This is a genomic window from Paracoccus spongiarum (genome assembly GCF_030732095.1).
Taxonomy (GTDB): Bacteria; Pseudomonadota; Alphaproteobacteria; order Rhodobacterales; family Rhodobacteraceae; genus Paracoccus; species Paracoccus spongiarum.
In genome coordinates this window covers 370725-386779 of record NZ_JAVAMQ010000001.1, presented here as the reverse complement: position 1 = coordinate 386779, position 16055 = coordinate 370725, and the positions used below count along the sequence as shown (strand labels likewise).

12 protein-coding genes are annotated in these 16055 nt (G+C 68.6%); 8 read left to right on the top strand and 4 right to left on the bottom strand.

What is annotated here, in order from left to right:
* Positions 1–85 precede the first annotated feature (85 nt).
* The 3 genes from Q5Y72_RS01915 to Q5Y72_RS01905 form a co-directional block, all read right to left on the bottom strand.
* Positions 86–988 (bottom strand): LysR family transcriptional regulator, encoded by a 903-nt coding sequence (locus Q5Y72_RS01915; RefSeq protein WP_305961721.1) that lies wholly within the window; start codon positions 986–988, stop codon positions 86–88.
* A complete protein-coding gene (locus Q5Y72_RS01910; RefSeq protein ID WP_305961720.1) occupies positions 988–1527 on the bottom strand; it encodes an NADPH-dependent FMN reductase in 540 nt (179 codons plus the stop codon). The genes Q5Y72_RS01915 and Q5Y72_RS01910 overlap by 1 nt, the downstream gene beginning before the upstream one ends.
* 70 nt (positions 1528–1597) lie before the next feature.
* On the bottom strand, positions 1598–2539 hold the full coding sequence (locus Q5Y72_RS01905; RefSeq protein ID WP_305961719.1) for a ring-cleaving dioxygenase: 942 nt from the start codon (positions 2537–2539) through the stop codon (positions 1598–1600).
* Positions 2540–2664: 125 nt separating this feature from the next.
* Between Q5Y72_RS01905 and Q5Y72_RS01900 the strand changes: the two genes are divergently transcribed.
* From Q5Y72_RS01900 to Q5Y72_RS01890, 3 genes are all read left to right on the top strand, one after another.
* The gene (locus Q5Y72_RS01900) at positions 2665–3567 is read left to right on the top strand and encodes a LysR family transcriptional regulator (protein WP_305961718.1); all 903 of its coding nucleotides are present in this window, start codon (positions 2665–2667) and stop codon (positions 3565–3567) included.
* 21 nt (positions 3568–3588) lie between these two features.
* Positions 3589–5100, top strand: a complete 1512-nt coding sequence (locus tag Q5Y72_RS01895; protein ID WP_305961717.1) for a malonate--CoA ligase — start codon at positions 3589–3591, stop codon at positions 5098–5100.
* A gap of 101 nt (positions 5101–5201) precedes the next feature.
* Complete coding sequence (locus tag Q5Y72_RS01890; RefSeq protein ID WP_305961716.1) at positions 5202–5384, top strand: hypothetical protein; 183 nt, start codon at positions 5202–5204, stop codon at positions 5382–5384.
* Positions 5385–5445: 61 nt separating this feature from the next.
* On the opposite strand, the gene Q5Y72_RS01885 is transcribed toward Q5Y72_RS01890, so the two are convergent.
* Positions 5446–7050: an alpha-glucosidase gene (locus Q5Y72_RS01885; RefSeq protein ID WP_305961715.1), complete on the bottom strand. Its 1605-nt coding sequence runs from the start codon at positions 7048–7050 to the stop codon at positions 5446–5448.
* Positions 7051–7173: 123 nt separating this feature from the next.
* On the opposite strand from Q5Y72_RS01885, the gene glgB reads away from it, so the two are divergent.
* From glgB to Q5Y72_RS01860, 5 genes are read left to right on the top strand one after another with little or no spacing between them, the layout of a single operon-like run.
* On the top strand, positions 7174–9369 hold the full coding sequence (gene glgB / locus Q5Y72_RS01880) for a 1,4-alpha-glucan branching protein GlgB (protein WP_305961714.1): 2196 nt from the start codon (positions 7174–7176) through the stop codon (positions 9367–9369).
* Between the two features lie 13 nt (positions 9370–9382).
* Positions 9383–10642 (top strand): glucose-1-phosphate adenylyltransferase, encoded by a 1260-nt coding sequence (gene glgC / locus Q5Y72_RS01875; protein WP_305961713.1) that lies wholly within the window; start codon positions 9383–9385, stop codon positions 10640–10642.
* Positions 10642–12066 (top strand): glycogen synthase GlgA, encoded by a 1425-nt coding sequence (gene glgA, locus Q5Y72_RS01870; RefSeq protein ID WP_371930730.1) that lies wholly within the window; start codon positions 10642–10644, stop codon positions 12064–12066. Before glgC ends, glgA begins: the two co-directional genes overlap by 1 nt.
* Positions 12063–14153, top strand: a complete 2091-nt coding sequence (gene glgX, locus Q5Y72_RS01865) for a glycogen debranching protein GlgX (protein WP_305961712.1) — start codon at positions 12063–12065, stop codon at positions 14151–14153. Before glgA ends, glgX begins: the two co-directional genes overlap by 4 nt.
* Positions 14150–16030, top strand: coding sequence for an alpha-amylase family glycosyl hydrolase (locus Q5Y72_RS01860; protein WP_305961711.1), 1881 nt, complete (start codon positions 14150–14152; stop codon positions 16028–16030). Before glgX ends, Q5Y72_RS01860 begins: the two co-directional genes overlap by 4 nt.
* Positions 16031–16055: the final 25 nt, after the last annotated feature.

Genomic DNA, 16055 nt, shown 5'->3' with positions numbered 1-16055 from the left:
TGTGATCTGGCTGCACAGATGCACCCGCAGGCGGCAAATGATAATCCGGCCTTATGGCAGATGATTGTTGCCGATATGGAAATGATCAGGCCAGCCAGTCGTGGTCCGGCCCCCACAGGGCGCGCAGGTGATCCAGCAGCAGGCGCAGCCGCACCGGCATGTGACGGGCGGCCGGCGTGAGGGCGAAAACCCCGGAATCGCCATCCCGGAAGGGGGCCAGGATCTCGACCAGCCGGCCTTCGGCGATGGCGCGGGCGGCGATGAAGTCGGGCAGCCGGGCGATGCCCAGCCCGGCCTCGGCCGCCATCGCGCAGGCCTCGGCGTTCGACAGCCGCATCTGCCCCGGCAGGAAGATCGTGCGGCTCTGGCCGTCCTGGCGAAAGCTCCAATGGTCGGGGCGGGCGAAATTGGTGTCGGTGATGATGCGGTGGCCGGTCAGATCGTCCGGCAGGCCGGGCGTTCCCCGGGCGTCAAGATAGGCGGGCGCCGCCGCGACCTTGGTGCGCATCACCCCCAGCTTGCGCGCCAGCAGCGCCGAATCGCGCGGCGTGCCGACCCGGATGGCGGCGTCGAAGCCATGCTCGGCCAGGCTCATCACGCTGTCGGTGAACTGCACGTCCAGCGCAATGCCCGGATGCAGCCGGCCAAAGCCGATCAGCGCCGGCATCAGCTGCACCGTGCCGAAGGTCAGCGGCGCGGTCAGGCGCAGCTGGCCGCGCGGGTTCGCGCCGGTCTCGCGCAGGCCCTCCTCGAGATCGGCGAGATCGTCGAGGATCGCGGCGATGCCGGCGAAATAGGCCTCGCCCTCGGCGGTCAGGGCGATCGCGCGGGTCGATCGCGTCAGCAGCCGCACCCCCAGATGCGCTTCCAGCCGCGACACCAGCTTCGATGCCTGCCCGGCCGAGGTGCCAAGCTGTGCCGCCGCTGCCGAGAAGCCGCCAAGGCGGACGACCTGCGCGAACATGCGATCGGCGGCCAGGCGGTCCATCACAGGCTCGCGGCAAAGCCCGCGACGAAACCGGCCAGCCGCTGCCTCGTGCGCGCGTCGGTCAGGGTGCCGTCGGCGTCGAACAGCTCGCCCGCCCGCGACACCATCAGCCGCCCCTCGTGCCAGGGCCGGGTGTTCAGCGTCCGCAGTACCGGAAGCCAGTGCGACTGGGCCAGCGTGGTGCCGAATGTGCCGGGCGAGGCACCGGTCACGGCGACCGGCTTGCCCCTGAACAGCGCCAGCCCCTCGCCGCGCGACATCCAGTCGATGGCGTTCTTGAACACGCCGGGAATGCCGTTGTTGTATTCGGGACTGGCCAGCAGCAGCCCGTCGGCGGCGGCAAGCTGCGCGATCAGCCGGGCCACCGCCGGCGGCGTGCCGTTGGCCGCCTCGTCGTCGCCATCGTAAAGCGGCACCCCCGCGATGCTGCCGATGACCACCGTCACGCCCTCGGGCGCGACCTCCTGCGCGGCGCGCAGCAGGCCGGAATTGAAGGATGCGCGCCGAAGGCTGCCGCTGAGGCCGAGGATCGTGGTCATGCGGGTCTCCGTTTCCAGTGCGGCGGTCGTGATCTTGCGGCGGGGCGGCGGCCGCCCCGCAGTCCCGCCGTCAGTCCAGCGGCTTCAGCCCGGCCTCGATCCGGGCGCGCCTGCCCTCGAGGAAGGGGGGCAGGGACAGCGCCTCGCCCATCGTCTCGCGCGGTTCGTCCACGTCGAAGCCGGGATCGTCGGTGGCGATCTCGAACAGATTGCCCGCCGGTTCGCGGAAGTAAAGCGAGCGGAAGTAATAGCGTTCGACCTCGCCGGAATTCGGCACGCGGAAGCCCGCCACCCGTTCGGCCCATGCGGTCAGTTCCGGCTTGCCCGGCACCCGGAAGGCGACGTGATGCACGCCGCCCGCGCCCTGCCGCGCGGCGGGCAGGCCGGGCTGCACCGCGACATGCAGCTCGGCCGCCGCGCCGCCCTCGCCCATCTCGAAGACATGCACCTGCCCGGCCCCGTCCGGGCTGGCATAGTCGCGCACCCTGCGCATGTTCATCACCTGCGTCAGCACTGCCTCGGTCGGTGCCAGGTCGGGCACGGAAATGGTGATGGGGCCCAGCCCGCGGATCTGGTGGCCGTCCGGCACCGGGCTTTTCGCCCAGGGCTCGCCGGTCGGATCGGGCGCCGCGACAAGGCGCAGCCGCTGCCCCTCGGGGTCCTCGACGTCAAGGCTGGCGCGGCCGTCAAGGGCCACGATCCTGCCGGTCGAGACGCCCAGATCGGCCAGCCGCCCGGCCCAGTAGTCGAGGCTGTCCTCGGCCACGCGCAGCCCGGTGCGGCTGATCGACTGGGTGCCGCGGCGTTCGGGCGCGGCGGGCCAGTCGAAGAAGGTGATGTCGGTGCCGGGGCTGCCGGCGCCATCGGCGAAGAACAGGTGATAGGCCGAGGTGTCGTCCTGGTTCACGGTCTTCTTGACCCGGCGCAGACCCAGGGTCTGGGTGTAGAAGCGGTTGTTGCCCGGCGCATCGGCGGTGATGGCGGTCAGGTGGTGGATCCCGGTCAGCTGCATCGCGCGGCTCCTTGATTGCGTGCCGGGGCCAATATGGCGCGAAACGGCCGTTCGCGACACCCGGTCTTGATGCAAAGCCGCGTTCGGATATTGCGAACGCGCGCGGCCCGGCTATCCTGCGCCGCATGAGTTGGACGATCAGCGACATCCGGACCTTCCTCGCCGTGCTGGACGCGGGCAGCATCTCGGCCGCGGCGGCGCGGGCCGACCTGTCGAAATCGGTGGTCAGCAAGCGCATCAGCGATTTCGAGGCGGCGCTTGGCGTGGCGCTGTTCACGCGCCATGCCGGGCGGATCGCGCCGACCGACAGCGCCTTCGCCCTGGCCGAGCGGCTGCGCCCGGCGCTGGCCGACCTGGTCGCCGCCACCGAAAGCGTCGCGGGCCCCGAGGCGCCCCTGCGCGGACGGCTGGCGGTCGCCGGGCCGATGAGCTTCGGGTTGCGGCATCTGGGCCCGGTGATCGCCGGCTTCGCCCGCGCCCATCCCCAGCTTGAGGTGGTTCTGGATTACGACGACCAGCTGACCGATCTGGGACGGTCGGGCTTCGACGTGGCGCTGCGGATCGGCTGGCTGCGCGACAGCAGCCTGATCGCGCGCCGGCTGTGCGAGGACCCGCATGCGCTGGTTGCCAGCCCCGACTATCTGGCCCGGCACGGTCCGATCCTGTCGCCCGCCGATCTGGCCGGTCACGAGGCGATCGGCTATCTGAACGCGCGGCTGTCCGAAATCTGGCCCTTCGGCCCCGAGGTCGCGCCGCCGCGGCAGGGCCGGATCACCGCCAACAATGGCGATGCGATGCGCGATCTGGCGATTGGCGGGCTGGGTCTGGCGCTGCTGCCGCTGTTCATCGTGCATGACGCGCTGCGCGACGGCCGGCTGGTGCGGATCCTGCCCGACCTGCCGCAGCGCCGGCTGCCGGTCAGCGTGGTCTGGCCGCCGACCCGGCCGATGCCGCGCAAGACGCGCGCCTTCATCGACCACATTGCCGATGCCTTTGCCGAAGACCCGCCCTGGCAGCGCGGCGTCTGAGCGGCCCAAGCGGAGACGAGGATGACCAACACGCTGTTCGACGCGCTGATGGCGCGACATGCGGGAGACGACAGGCCGGCGCTGATCCTGCCCGGCGGCGCGACGCTGGACCATGACGGGCTGTACCGGCTGTCGGGCCGGCTGGCCAATCTGCTGACCGCCTCGGGCGTCGGTCCGGGGGACCGCGTGGCCGTGCAGGTCGCGAAATCGCCCGAGGCGCTGGCGCTGTACCTGGCGACGCTGCGGGCCGGCGCGGTGTTCCTGCCGCTGAACCCCGCCTATACCGCCGCCGAGCTGGCCTATTTCATCGCCGATGCGGCGCCCGCGCTGCTGGTCTGCGACCCGGCCATCGTCGCGCAGCGTGCGGATTTCGCGCCCGATGCGCTGCGCCTGCTGACGCTGGACGCGGCGGGTCAGGGCAGCCTGACCGAGGCCGCAATCCGTCACCCCGAGACGCAGGCCCCGGTGCCGCGCGCGGGCCACCAGCTTGCGGCGATCCTCTACACCTCGGGCACAACGGGCCGCCCCAAGGGCGCCATGCTGAGCCATGACAACCTGCTGTCCAACGCCCGCGTGTTGGCCGATGCCTGGCGGTTCAGCTGTGACGACGTGCTGCTGCACGCGCTGCCGATCTTTCACACGCACGGGCTGTTCGTCGCCTGCAACCTGTCGCTGCTGTCCGGGGGCGCGATGATCTGGCTGCCGCGCTTTGACGCGGACGAGGTGCTTCGGCTGCTGCCGCAGGCGACGGTGATGATGGGCGTGCCGACCTTCTACACGCGGCTTCTGGACAGGCCCGGCCTGGACCGCGAGGCCACCGCGCGGATGCGGCTGTTCATCTCGGGCAGCGCGCCCCTGCTGGCCGAGACGCATCGCGCCTTCGAGGCGCGCACCGGCCATGTGATCCTGGAACGCTATGGCATGACCGAGACGAACATGACCACCTCGAACCCCTATGACGGCCCGCGCCGGGCCGGGACCGTGGGCAGGCCGCTGCCGGGCGTGTCGCTGCGCATCGTCGATGCCGCGGGCGCGGATGTCGAACGCGGGCAGATCGGCATGATCCGGGTGCGCGGCGCGAACGTGTTCAAGGGCTACTGGCAGATGCCCGACAAGACCGCCGAGGATCTGGACGCCGAGGGCTGGTTCACGACCGGCGATCTTGGGATGCAGGACGCCGAGGGCCATGTCACCATCGTCGGGCGCAGCAAGGATCTGGTGATCTCGGGCGGGCTGAACATCTATCCCAAGGAGGTCGAGGAGGCGATCGACGCGCTGCAGGAGGTGCTGGAAAGCGCGGTGATCGGCGTGCCGCATCCCGATCTGGGCGAGGCCACGGTGGCGGTATTGGTGCCCGCGCCCGGCACCGCGCCCGACCCGCAGGAGATCCTGGCGGCGCTGTCGGACCGGCTGGCGCGGTTCAAGCTGCCGCGGCGGGTGATCCTGGCCGACGAGTTGCCGCGCAACGCGATGGGCAAGGTGCAGAAGGCCGCGCTGCGTCAGCGTCACGAGGGGCTGTTCGCCAAGGGCTGAGGGGGGGGGCGGTCTTTGCACCCCGCCGCGTCGGCCGCTATAGAAGCACGAGGCCCCCCGCGTCGGGCGGGGGGTCGCTTGCAGGCCGGAAAGGGCTGGACATGCTGATCGATCCGAACGCGCCGTTCTTCCGGCGGCTCTGGGTGCGGGTGCTGTGCGTGGTGCTGCCGCTGCTGTGGGCGGGGGTCGAGGTCTCGACCGGCAACCCCTTCTGGGCGGTGCTGTTCGGCGCGGCCGGGTTGTATCTGGCCTATGAGCTGTTCATCCGGCGCAAGCCCGACTGAGACGGGCGCAGGACGGGAGGCCGCAGGGCGCGGGCGGGCGCGTGGCCCGGACCCCGCCGTATCAGCCGCGCAGCGTCGGGCTGCCCTGCAGCCAGGCATGGCCGTTGGCGGGCAGGTCCAGCGTTCGGTCCGACAGCGTGGCCAGCGATGGCCCCAGAAGGGCGGTCTTGCCCTTCAGGCCGACCTGCCGCGCGACCGGCGAGAGGTTGAAGACGCAGGTCACGGTCTCGCCGTCATGGCTGCGGCGGAAGCCCAGCAGCGGCTCGGGCAGGTCGAGGAATTCGGCCGGGCCCCATCGCAGCGGCGGCGTCGCCTTGCGGAAGGCGATGAGGCCGCGATAGGCCGCCAGCACGCTGTCATTGTCGGCCTGCTGGCCTGCGACCGCGCGGGCGGCCTGCGGCGGCTTGACCGGCAGCCAGGGCCGGGCGCTGCTGAATCCGGCCTGCGGCAGGTCGGCATCCCAGACCATCGGCGTGCGGCAACCGTCGCGGCCCTTGACCTCGGGCCAGAAGCGCAGGGCAGGCGGGTCGGTCAGTTCGGCATAGACCAGTTCGGTCTCGGTCTGGCCCAGCTCTTCGCCCTGATAGAGGCAGATGGTGCCCGGAAACGACATCAGCATCGCCGCCGCCTGCCGGGCGAGGATCTGCGGGTCCGCGGCATGTTTCGCCCAGCGCGTCAGGTGCCGCGGCACGTCATGGTTCGAGAAGGACCAGCAGGAATGGCCGTCCGGGGCGCCCTGCTGGACCCCCCCGATGGTCCGCCGGAAATGCCCCGCCGAGAAGTCGGGGCTGAGCATCTCGAAGCTGTAGCACATGTGCAGCCGGTCATCGCCCTCGGTGTATTCGGCCATGATGCGGATTGCGGTCTCGCCGCCGTCGCCGACCTCGCCGACCATCATGCGGCCGTCGTAGCGGTCGGTCAGCTTGCGCAGCCGCTTCAGGAAGCCGATGTTCTGCGGCCGGTTCTTTGACCGCGTGTGATGCTGGAAGCCGTAGGTCTCGGGGCCGGTATGGTCGGGATTGGGCGGGTTGTTGCGCAGCTTGCGGTCGTGGAAATAGTAGTTCACCGTGTCCAGCCGGAAGCCGTCCACGCCGCGATCCAGCCAGAAGCGCATGGTTTCCAGCAGCGCGTCCTGCACCGGCTTGTGGTGGAAGTTCAGGTCGGGCTGCTCGATCAGGAAGTTGTGCAGGTAATACTGCCGCCGGCGCGGTTCCCATTCCCATGCCGGGCCGCCGAAGACCGAGGGCCAGTTGTTGGGCGGCGTGCCGTCGGGCCGCGGATCGGACCATACATACCAGTCGGCCTTGGGATTGGTTCGGTCGCGGCGGCTTTCCTCGAACCAGGGATGCTTGTCGCTGGTGTGGCTGATGACCTGGTCGATGATGACCTTGAGGCCCAGATCATGGGCACGGGCCACCAGCGCGTCGAAATCGGCCAGCGTGCCGAACAGCGGGTCGATGTCGGTATAGTCCGACACGTCATAGCCCATGTCCTTCATCGGCGAGGTGAAGATCGGCGACAGCCAGATGGCGTCCGCGCCGAGGTCCGCCACATGGCCAAGCCGCTGCGTGATGCCCTGAAGATCGCCGATGCCATCGCCGTTGCTGTCCTGAAAGCTGCGGGGATAGATCTGATAGATCACCGCGTCACGCCACCATTCGACCATCCGGTTGCTCCTCTGTCGGGGGACATTCCCGCCCCATCAAGCATGACAGTAGCGGCAGAGAAAAGGAAATGTTAGCGTTAACCCACGCATTGCCCGAATCTTTGCAGCAGATAGAGTGAGGCCATGGGACAGACCACGCAGCCACGCACGTTGACCGAGCATGATCTGGCGCTGTTGCACGAAGGACGGCACGACCGGCCTTTCGACGTGCTGGGTCCGCACAAGCAGGGCCGGCGAATCGTCGTGACGGCGTTCCAGCCGGACCTGGCTTCGCTGAGCGCGCTGACCGCCAAGGGTGAGGTGCCGCTGGAACGCATCGCGGGCGATGTCTTTGCCGGTCCGGTCGGGGCCGGTCCCTATCGGCTGAAGGCCGTGTCGGGCGGCGGGGTCGCATGGGAATTCGACGATCCCTACCGCTTCGGGCCGGTCTTGGGCGATGTCGACCTGTACCTGATGGGCGAGGGCACCCACCGGCGGCTGTGGGACGCGCTTGGCGCCCATGTGACGACCCATGAAAAGACCGCAGGGACGCATTTCGCGGTCTGGGCGCCGAATGCGCGGCGGGTCTCGGTCATCGGCCAGTTCAACCAGTGGGACGGGCGGCGCCACCCGATGCGCCGCGTCGGGGCCAGCGGCGTGTGGGAGATCTTCCTGCCCGGCGTCGCCGATGGCGCGCTGTACAAATACGAGATCCTCGGGGCCGACGGCGGGCTGATGCTGAAGGCCGATCCGGTCGGCTTCGGCAGCCAGCACCCGCCCGAGAAGGCCAGCGTGGTGCGCGACATCTCGGGCTATGGCTGGAAGGACGCGGGCTGGATGGAGCGCCGCGCCGCGGCCCATGACCGCACCGCCCCGATCAGCATCTACGAGGTGCATCTGGGCAGCTGGCGGCGCAAGTGGGACGACCGGGGGCGGCCGCTGTCCTACAAGGAACTGGCCGCCGATCTGGTGAACTACGCCCGGGACATGGGCTTCACCCATCTGGAACTGCTGCCGGTCAGCGAGTTTCCCTTTGACGGGTCATGGGGCTACCAGCCCGTGGGCATGTTCGCGCCGACGATCCGCTTCGGCCCTCCGCACGAGTTCCGCGACCTGGTCGAAGCGGCCCATGCGGCGGGGCTGGGCGTGCTTCTGGACTGGGTTCCGGGGCATTTCCCGACGGATGCGCATGGGCTGGCGCGCTTTGACGGCACCGCGCTTTACGAGCATGCCGACCCGCGCGAGGGCTTTCATCAGGACTGGAACACCCTGATCTACAACTACGGCCGCACGGAGGTTCAGAACTACCTGATCGCCAACGCGCTTTACTGGCTGAAGGAATACCACATCGACGGGCTGCGCGTGGATGCGGTCGCCTCGATGCTGTATCGCGACTATTCGCGCAGCGAGGGCCAGTGGGTGCCCAACAAGGATGGCGGGCGCGAGAATTACGAAGCCATCGCCTTCATGCAGAACATGAACATCGCCACCTATGGCGAGGTGCCGGGCATCATGACGGTGGCCGAGGAAAGCACCTCGTTTCCGAAGGTCTCGGCGCCGGTCGACGCGGGTGGGCTGGGCTTCGGCTACAAGTGGAACATGGGCTGGATGAACGACACGCTGCGCTATGTCCAGCAGGACCCGGTGCATCGCAAGTATCACCACGACCAGATGACCTTCGGGCTGATGTATGCCTTCAGCGAGAACTTCATCCTGCCGATCAGCCATGACGAGGTTGTGCACGGCAAGGGCAGCATGCTGCGCAAGATGCCGGGCGACGAATGGCAGCAATTCGCGAACCTGCGCGCCTATTACGGCTTCATGTGGGGCCATCCGGGCAAGAAGCTGCTGTTCATGGGCTGCGAGTTCGGCCAGCCCGAGGAATGGAACCACAATGGCGAGCTGAACTGGCACGCGGCCGACCAGCCGCTGCACAAGGGGCTGCAGTCGCTGGTGCGCGACCTCAACCACCTCTATCGCGCGACGCCCGCCCTGCATGTGCTGGATTGCGACGGGGCGGGCTTCCAGTGGATCGCCACCGATCCCGCGCAGTCCACCTTTTCCTGGATCAGGCGCGGCCATGAGGGCGATCCGCCCGCGGTCGTGGTCTGCAACTTCACGCCCGTCCCGCGCGAGAATTTTCGCCTCGGCGTGCCGCGGGCGGGGCGGTGGCGCGAGGCGATCAACACCGATGCCGCGATCTATGGCGGCAGCGGCATGGGCAATCTGGGAGGCGTCGAGGCGGATGGTCCGGCGCAGGACGGGCAGCCCGCCTCGATGGCGGTGACGCTGCCGCCCCTGTCGGTGGTGATCTTCGTCGCCGGGGAGCAGATTTCGTGAGGAGGAATTTGGAATGGTCGAAACGAAAAGACTGACCCGCCGGGCCATGGCCTTCGTGCTGGCCGGCGGACGCGGCAGCCGGCTGAAGGAATTGACCGACAAGCGCGTGAAGCCGGCCGTCTATTTCGGCGGCAAGACCCGCATCATCGACTTCGCGCTGTCGAACGCGATGAATTCGGGCATCCGCAAGATCGCGGTGGCCACCCAATACAAGGCCCACAGCCTGATCCGCCACTGCCAGCGCGGCTGGAACTTCTTCCGCGCCGAGCGCAACGAGTTCCTCGACATCCTGCCCGCCAGCCAGCGCATGTCCGAGGATCACTGGTATCGCGGCACCGCCGACGCGGTGACGCAGAACATCGACATCGTCGACAGCTATGACGTCGATTACGTCATCATCCTGGCGGGCGACCACATCTACAAGATGGATTACGAGGTGATGCTGCGCGAGCATGTCGAAAGCGGCGCCGACGTGACCATCGGCTGCCTGACCGTCCCGCGCGAAGAGGCCAGCGCCTTCGGCGTCATGGCGGTGGACGACAGCGGCCGGATCACCTCGTTTCTGGAAAAGCCCAAGGACCCGCCGGCCATGCCCGGCCATCCCGACAAGGCGCTGGCCTCGATGGGGATCTATGTCTTCAACTGGGCATTCCTGCGCGACCTGCTGCTGCGCGACGCCGAGGACAGCAATTCCAGCCATGATTTCGGCAACGACCTGATCCCCGACATCGTGAAGAACGGCAAGGCGATGGCGCACCGCTTCGACGTGTCCTGCGTGCGCCAGCCGGGCGAGCCGGCCTACTGGAAGGATGTCGGAACCGTCGATGCCTTCTGGCAGGCCAATATCGACCTGACCGACTTCACCCCCGAACTGAACCTGTGGGACCAGGACTGGCCGATCTGGACCTATTCCGAAAGCGTGCCGCCGGCCAAGTTCATCCATGACGAGGCCGACCGGCGCGGCATCGCGGTCTCCTCGATGGTGTCGGGCGGCTGCATCATCTCGGGAACCGAGATCCGCAACTCTCTGCTGTTCACGCAGGTCCATACCAACAGCTATGCCTCGCTGGATCATGTCGTGGCGCTGCCCTATGTGACCGTCCAGCGCCGGGCCCGGCTGAGCCGCGCGGTCATCGACCGGGGCGTCGTCATCCCCGAGGGCCTCGTCGTCGGCGAGGATCCGGCCGAGGACGGCAAGTGGTTCCGGGTCAGCGAGGGCGGGGTGACGCTGATCACCCAGGACATGCTGGACCGGCGGGCGGCCAGCCTCTGATGCGGGTGCTGTCGGTTGCCTCGGAATGCGCGCCGCTGGTCAAGACCGGCGGGCTTGCGGATGTGGCCGGGGCGCTGCCCGGGGCGCTGGCGGGGCAGGGGGTGCAGATGCGCACCCTGCTGCCCGGCTACCCGGCGGTGCTGGGCGCGCTGGCCGGGGCCGCCCCGGTCGAGGCCATCGACGACCTCTTCGGCGGGCCGGCCCGGCTGCTGGCCGGCAAGGCGGCGGGGCTGGACCTGCTGGTGATCGACGCGCCGCATCTGTTTGGGCGCGAGGGCAATCCCTATCTGGGCCCGGACGGGCGCGACTGGCCCGACAATCCCGAACGCTTTGCCGCCCTGTCCTGGGTCGGCGCGCAGGTCGCGGCGCGGGGCGCGGGCGGCTGGCGGCCGCAGATCCTGCACGGGCATGACTGGCAGGCGGGCTTCGTCACCGAATATCTGCGGCGGATGCAGGCGCAGGATGTCCGCACCGTCCTGACCATCCACAACATCGCCTTCACCGGCCCCGCCGATCCCGGCCGTCTGCATGCGCTGCGGCTGGACCCGGCGCGGTTCCACAGCGAGGGCTTCGAATACTGGGGCGGCATCTCGGCGCTGAAAGCCGGGCTGATGGGCGCCGACCGGCTGACCACCGTCTCGCCCACCTATGCGGCCGAGCTGATGACGCCCGAATTCGGCATGGGCCTCGACGGCGTCATGCGCCATCGCCGCGACGCGCTGACCGGAATCCTGAACGGCATCGACGAGGCGGCGTGGAACCCCGCAACCGATGCCGAGATCGCCCGCTATCGCGACCCCGCGGGCAAGGCCGCCAACAAGGCCGCGCTGCGGGCCGAGATGGGGCTGCCCGACGCGGAGGGGCCGCTTTGCGTGATCGTGTCGCGGATGACCCACCAGAAGGGGCTGGACCTGGTGCTTCAGGCGCTGCCCGAACTGCTGGCGGGCGGCGGGCAACTGGCGGTGCTGGGTTCGGGCGATCCGGACTTGCAGGCGGCCTACCAGGCCGCTGCCCGCGGCCCGCAGGTGGCCGTCAGGATCGGCTATGACGAGGGCTTCTCGCATCGGCTGATCGCCGGCGGCGACGCGATCCTGGTGCCCTCGCGCTTCGAGCCCTGCGGGCTGACCCAGCTTTACGGGCTGCGCTATGGCACGGTGCCGCTGGTCGCGCTGACCGGCGGTCTGGCCGATACCGTCATCAACGCGTCGCCCGCGGCACTGGCGCGTGGCGTGGCGACAGGCATCCAGTTCGCCCCGATCGACGCCGACACCTTGCGTCACGCGCTGGCCCGGCTGTGCGCCCTTTACAAGGATCAGGAAACATGGTCCCGACTGCAACGAAACGCGATGGCGCAACCGGTCGGCTGGGACCAGTCGGCAAAGGCTTACGCCGCCCTCTACGCCGAGCTGACCGGAACCGAATGACCGAACATCACGTGATTGCCGCAGGGCACCCGACGCCGTTGGGAGCCACTTTCGACGGTGCGGGCGTCAACTTCGCCCTCTTCTCGCAGCACGCCGAACGGGTGACGCTGTGCCTGTTCGACGAGAAGAACCGTGAGACGCGGATCGACCTGCCCGAACGCGACGGCCATGTGTGGCACGGCTATATTCCGCAGCTGCGGCCGGGGCAGAAATACGGCTATCGCGTGCATGGCCCCTATCGCCCGCAGGAGGGCCACCGCTTCAACCCGCACAAGCTGCTGATCGACCCCTATGCCAAGCGGCTGACCGGCACGCCTGCGGCGCATGACGCGCTGTTCGGCTATCGCGCGGGCCACGGCGAGGCCGACCTGTCCTTCGACCGGCGCGACAGCGCCCAGCACATGCCGAAATCGGTGGTCGTCGATCCCAGCTTCGCCTGGCGGTCCGACCGGCCTCTGCGCTATCCGCTGACCGACACGGTGATCTACGAGGCGCATGTGAAGGGCCTGACCGCCGGTCGCCCCGACATCCCCCATGCCGGCACCTATCTGGCGCTGGCCTCGGACCCAATCCTCGAACACCTGAACACGCTGGGCGTCACGGCGATCGAACTGCTGCCGGTCCACGCCTTCACCGACGACCGCTTCCTGACCGACAAGGGGCTGAGGAACTACTGGGGCTACATGTCCTACGGCTTCTTCGCGCCCGAGCCGCGCTACATGCGCGATGGCGACATCGCCGAGTTCCAGCAGATGGTGGCGCGTTTCCACCAGGCCGGGATCGAGGTGATCCTCGACGTGGTCTACAACCACACCGCCGAGGGCAACGAGCTGGGCCCGACCCTGTCCTTCCGGGGGCTGGACAATGCCAGCTACTACCGTCTGGCCGACGACCGGCGCTACTACGTCAACGAGGCCGGCACCGGGAACGTGCTGAACTTCGACAACCCCTTCACGCTGCGGCTGGTGATGGACAGCCTGCGCTACTGGGTCGAGGTGATGCATGTCGACGGCTTCCGCTTCGACCTGTGCAGCGTGCTGGGACGCACGCGCGGCGTCTTCGACCGCGACGCGCCGCTGTTCCGGGCGATCCGGCAGGACCCGGTGCTGAACCGGGTCAAGCTGATCGCCGAGCCGTGGGACATCGGCGAGGGCGGCTATCAGCTGGGCAGCTATCCGGCACCCTTCGCGGAATGGAACGACCGCTATCGCGACCAGATCCGCGGCTTCTGGCGCGGCGATGCCGGGCTGATCGGCAAGCTGGCGAAGCGCATCGCGGGCTCGGCCGCGCGGTTCGACCATGACGGCCGGCCCGCCACCTCCAGCGTGAACTTCATCGCCGCCCATGACGGCTTCACGCTGATGGACACGGTCAGCTACAACGACAAGCACAACGAGGCCAACGGCGAAGAGAACCGCGACGGTCACAACCACAACGTCTCGAACAATTGCGGGGTCGAGGGGCCGACAGACGATCCTGCCGTGCTGGCGCTGCGGGCGCGGCGGCGGCGCAACCTGATGGCCACGCTGCTGCTGTCGCAGGGCACGCCGATGATCCTCGCCGGCGACGAGATGGGCAATTCGCAGGGCGGCAACAACAACGCCTACTGCCAGGACAACGAGATCGGCTGGATCGACTGGACCGGCATCGACGACGACTTCCTGGCCTTCTGCCGCCGCGCCATCGCGTTCCGCAAGGCCCATCCGATCCTGCGCCAGAAACGCTTCCTGCACAGCCAGCCGCGCGAGCAGGACGGCCTGCCCGACCTGTTCTGGCGTCGCGCCGACGGCGCGCCGATGGGCGATGCGGACTGGACCGATCCCGAGTTGCGGCTGCTGGCGGCCGAGATGCGCATGGCCTCGGGCACGCCGTCCTATGCGGCGCTGCCCGGCGCGGTGTTCGTGGTCTTCAACGCCGGCGACGAGGCGCAGGTCCGGCTGCCCGACACGCCGGCCGGGTCGCATTGGCGCCGGCAGCTGGACAGCGCCCGCAACAGCCCCGTCGACGGCCCCGCCGACGAGATCGAGACCATCGCCGCGCATTCGGTCGCGGCCTTCACCCTCAGCGATCCCGGAGCGGGCGCATGAGCGAGGCACCGTCCCACGCCATCTTCGACATGCGGCTGGCCCGCAGTGCCGCCGACCTGTGGCCGATGCTGGAACGGCTCTATGGCCAACGCCCGGATTATGCGGCCTTCCGCGCCGAGCTGGAGGAGACCCTGCGCGCCGCATGGAAGGCACGCCCCGCCGACCTCAGGCGTCTGGACCTGGCGCGCGACCTGGAACCCGACTGGTTCCAGCGGCCGGGCATGATCGGCTATGTCTTCTACATCGACCGCTTTGCGGGCAGCCTGTCGGGCGTGCATGAACGGCTGGACTACCTGGCCGATCTGGGCGTCAGCTATGTCCATCTGATGCCCTGCCTGATGCCGCGTCCGGGCGACAGCGATGGCGGCTATTCGGTGATGGACTACCGCCGCGTCAATCCCGACTACGGCAGCATGGCCGACCTGACCCGGCTGGCCGGCGCGCTGCGGTCGCGGGGCATGTCTCTGTGCGTGGATCTGGTTTTGAACCACACGGCCAAGGAACATGACTGGGCGCGGCGCGCGGCGGCGGGCGAGGCCGCGTATCAGGACATGTACCTGATGTTCGACGACGACACGCTGCCCCGCGCCTATGAACAGAGCCTGATCGAGATCTTTCCCGACACCGCGCCCGGCAGCTTTACCCATTACCCCGACTTCGGCAAATGGGTCTGGACCACCTTCAACGAACATCAGTGGGATCTGAACTGGGCCAATCCGCGGGTGTTCCTGGAAATCCTGCGGATCATGCTGAACCTCGCCAACAGGGGCGTGGACGTGCTGCGGCTGGACGCGGTCGCCTTCATGTGGAAGCGCATGGGGACCACCTGCCAGGGCCAGCCCGAGGTGCATGTGCTGCTGCGCGCCCTGCGTGCCGCGACCCGCATCGCCGCCAGCGCCGTGATCCATCTGGAAGAGGCGATCGTCGGGCCCGCCGAGATGCTGAAATATTTCGGTCGCGGCGAACATGACGGGCGCGAGGGCAACCTTGCCTATCACAACAGCCTGATGGTGCATTACTGGGCGGCGCTGGCGACGCGCGACACCCGGGTCATGGGCCATGTGCTGCGGACCCATTTCCCGACGGTGCTGAACAATGCGACCTATGCCACCTATCTGCGCTGCCATGATGACATCGGCTGGGCGATCACCGACGAGGATGCCCGCGATCTGGGCTTTTCGGGCCATGCCCACCGCGCCTTCCTGTCGGATTTCTACGATGGCAGCTATCCGGGCAGTTTTGCCCGCGGCGCGCTGTTCCAGGTCAACCCCGAGACCGGCGACAAGCGCATCTCGGGCAGCCTCGCCTCGCTTGCCGGACTTGAGGCGGGGCTGGAGGCCGGCGACGAGGCCGCCATCGGGCTTGCCATCGACCGCATCCTGATGGGCCATGCGCTGATCGCGGCCTTCGGGGGCATCCCCCTGCTCTACATGGGCGACGAGATCGGGCTGCTGAACGATCACGGCTATCTGGACCGTCCGGACCACGCCCATGACAGCCGCTGGATCCACCGCCCGGCGATGGACTGGGACCGTGCCGCGCGGGCGGCGGCCGACCCCGCCACCCCCGAGGGCCGCATCCTCGAGGGGGTCCGCGCCATCCTGCAGCGCCGGCGATCCCTGGACTGCCTGCATGGCGGGCACCCGACCGAGATCCTCGACAGCGGCAACCACGCGATCTTCGCCTTTGCGCGCCGTGCCCCGTCGGGCGGCATTCTGTGCCTTTTCAACTTCACCGAAAGCTGGCAACAGGTTTCAGGGCCCTGGTTGCGCTATCAGGGCGTGACGGACATGCGCGACCTGCTGTCGGATACGACCGTGACGCTGCATGACGACGCGCTGCTGCTGCCGCCCTATGGCCGCGTCTGGATGTCCTGATTTACAAAGCCGCAAGAGGCCCGAT

Coding starts and splice junctions, on each gene's coding strand:
- Q5Y72_RS01915 (WP_305961721.1), bottom strand. CDS start 988: ATGGACCGCCTGGCCGCCGATCGCATGTTCGCGCAGGTCGTCCGCCTT.
- Q5Y72_RS01910 (WP_305961720.1), bottom strand. CDS start 1,527: ATGACCACGATCCTCGGCCTCAGCGGCAGCCTTCGGCGCGCATCCTTC.
- Q5Y72_RS01905 (WP_305961719.1), bottom strand. CDS start 2,539: ATGCAGCTGACCGGGATCCACCACCTGACCGCCATCACCGCCGATGCG.
- Q5Y72_RS01900 (WP_305961718.1), top strand. CDS start 2,665: ATGAGTTGGACGATCAGCGACATCCGGACCTTCCTCGCCGTGCTGGAC.
- Q5Y72_RS01895 (WP_305961717.1), top strand. CDS start 3,589: ATGACCAACACGCTGTTCGACGCGCTGATGGCGCGACATGCGGGAGAC.
- Q5Y72_RS01890 (WP_305961716.1), top strand. CDS start 5,202: ATGCTGATCGATCCGAACGCGCCGTTCTTCCGGCGGCTCTGGGTGCGG.
- Q5Y72_RS01885 (WP_305961715.1), bottom strand. CDS start 7,050: ATGGTCGAATGGTGGCGTGACGCGGTGATCTATCAGATCTATCCCCGC.
- glgB (WP_305961714.1), top strand. CDS start 7,174: ATGGGACAGACCACGCAGCCACGCACGTTGACCGAGCATGATCTGGCG.
- glgC (WP_305961713.1), top strand. CDS start 9,383: ATGGTCGAAACGAAAAGACTGACCCGCCGGGCCATGGCCTTCGTGCTG.
- glgA (WP_371930730.1), top strand. CDS start 10,642: ATGCGGGTGCTGTCGGTTGCCTCGGAATGCGCGCCGCTGGTCAAGACC.
- glgX (WP_305961712.1), top strand. CDS start 12,063: ATGACCGAACATCACGTGATTGCCGCAGGGCACCCGACGCCGTTGGGA.
- Q5Y72_RS01860 (WP_305961711.1), top strand. CDS start 14,150: ATGAGCGAGGCACCGTCCCACGCCATCTTCGACATGCGGCTGGCCCGC.